This window comes from Candidatus Deferrimicrobiaceae bacterium, assembly GCA_035256765.1.
Classification (GTDB): Bacteria; Desulfobacterota; Deferrimicrobia; order Deferrimicrobiales; family Deferrimicrobiaceae; genus CSP1-8.
Window position 1 is genome coordinate 1 of the sequence record DATEXR010000195.1, and the last position, 1,780, is coordinate 1,780.

3 protein-coding genes are annotated in these 1,780 nt (G+C 65.7%); 2 read left to right on the plus strand and 1 reads right to left on the minus strand.

Annotation, left to right across the window (positions count from 1 at the left end):
• Positions 1–25 precede the first annotated feature (25 nt).
• Positions 26–406, plus strand: coding sequence for a RidA family protein (locus VJ307_06620; protein ID HJX73814.1), 381 nt, complete (start codon positions 26–28; stop codon positions 404–406).
• A 1-nt stretch (position 407) separates the two neighbouring features.
• On the opposite strand, the gene rpmB is transcribed toward VJ307_06620, so the two are convergent.
• Entirely contained in the window at positions 408–596 is a 189-nt protein-coding gene (gene rpmB / locus VJ307_06625) for a 50S ribosomal protein L28 (GenBank protein ID HJX73815.1), read from the minus strand.
• A gap of 96 nt (positions 597–692) precedes the next feature.
• On the opposite strand from rpmB, the gene VJ307_06630 reads away from it, so the two are divergent.
• Entirely contained in the window at positions 693–1,247 is a 555-nt protein-coding gene (locus VJ307_06630) for a YdcF family protein (GenBank protein HJX73816.1), read from the plus strand.
• The last annotated feature ends 533 nt before the right edge of the window (positions 1,248–1,780 follow it).

A 1,780-nucleotide genomic window follows, 5' to 3' on the forward strand; every position in this document is an offset into this window, starting at 1 on the left:
CGTCGAGCGGGGGAAGGGGTGAACCGTGCGTGAGACGGTGAAAACGGAAAAGGCCCCCGCAGCCATCGGGCCTTATTCCCAGGGGATCCGCTCGGGCGGGTTCCTGTTCTGCTCCGGCCAGATTCCGCTCGACCCCGCCACCGGGAAGATGGTCGAAGGGGGGATCAAGGTACAGACGGAACGGGTGCTGCAAAACCTTGAGGCGGTCCTTGCGTCGGGCGGCGCCTCCCTGCGGTCGGTCGTCAAGACGACCGTCTATCTTGTCGATCTGGCGGATTTCCCGGCGATGAACGGAGTGTACGGGACGTTTTTCCCGGAGAACCCGCCCGCCCGCGCCACCGTTCAGGTTGCCAAACTTCCTGCGGGGGCTTTGGTGGAGATCGACGCGATCGCGTCGCTCGAATGAGTCAGAGGGCTTTCGATACCCGCCCGGACTTGATGCACTGCGTGCAGGCGTGGATGTGCCGGACGGTACCGTTGGTGACCGTCTTCACCCGCTGCACGTTGGGCTTCCAGACCTTCCTGCTCCGGTTGTTGGCGTGGGAAACGCTGTTCCCGAAATTGGGGCCTTTGCCGCAGATTGCGCACTTTGCCATGGATTCCTCCGCGATAAAAACCTTATATAAATACCACGTATGATGGGACGAAAGCAAGATCAAATTCCCCTGGGGCCCCGCCGGAAGAGGGGATGGGTGCGAGCCGCCGTGCCGGGTCTCGTCCTTCTTCTGGCCGCCGGCGGTGCGATTCCCTACCTTCTCGCCCGGGGTCTGCCGGCGCCGTCGGCCCAGGGGGTCGACGCCATCCTGGTGCTGACGGGGGGGGAGAACCGGATCGCAGAAGGGTTCCGCGCCTGGAAAGAGGGGATGGGGAAGGAGCTTTTCATCCTCGGAGCGGGAAGGAACGCAAAAATCGCGAACATTCTCCCCGCGGGGACGGAGATTTCCCACAACGACCTCCCGCGCATCCACGTCGAGGGGTGGTCGGCGAACACCCTGGAAAACGCCTTTTCGGCTAAAACCGCGGTGACCTCGCAGGCGTTCCGGAACGTGATCCTCGTCACCTCCGACTACCATGTCGCGCGGGCGCACCTGGCTCTCCGGGCGGTTCTGCCCCCCACCGTCTCGATCGCGGTCCTTCCGGTCCGGTCGGACTGGGGGAAAAAGGGCGCCTGGTACCGGTTGTCGCGCCTCTTTCTCGTCGAGGGGTGGAAGTACTGGGGGTACCGCCTCCTCCTCCGGTGGGAATGAGGGCGGGGTGCCCAAGAACAGGGGCGTCTAAGAACTCTTCCATCCCCTGCGGCGGACGCCGCATTTGGGCGCTCCGTTACGAGAGCGCCGAGAACGGCTTCGCCTCCGGGGTCCCCGCTCGCGGTCAGCTCCCGGCTCCCCGGCTGCGTCCAGCGAACGTGCCCATTGGTCCTCTCCCCGGCCATTCCCCTTCCTATGTGGTATGCAAGCCTTTTACCCTATAAACGGCGGGGCCTCCGCCGGTTCCGCCGGGGCTTCCCGCTCGGGGGATCCCCTGCGGCGTGCGCCGCATATGCGCCCATTGCAAGGGTGCCGGCAACCGGGGGCCCTAGGCGATGCGGGGGGGTCGACGAGGCGGGGGGACACTCCTGGAGGTTGTCGGTAGTGCGGTTGGAGGAGTGTCCCGCTGAAGGATACGGATCGCGTCGAGCGGAACCGGCAGCGAGCGGGCGCAGGTCGCGAGCGTAGCCGAGGGGACCCCTCCGCGAGCCAGGGGCCCCGGTCGTTCGGTTCCACGTATCCGGCGCACAACC

Bases quoted from the DNA above. Each gene is read 5' to 3' on its own strand.
- rpmB (HJX73815.1), bottom strand. From the start codon at position 596: ATGGCAAAGTGCGCAATCTGCGGCAAAGGCCCCAATTTCGGGAACAGC.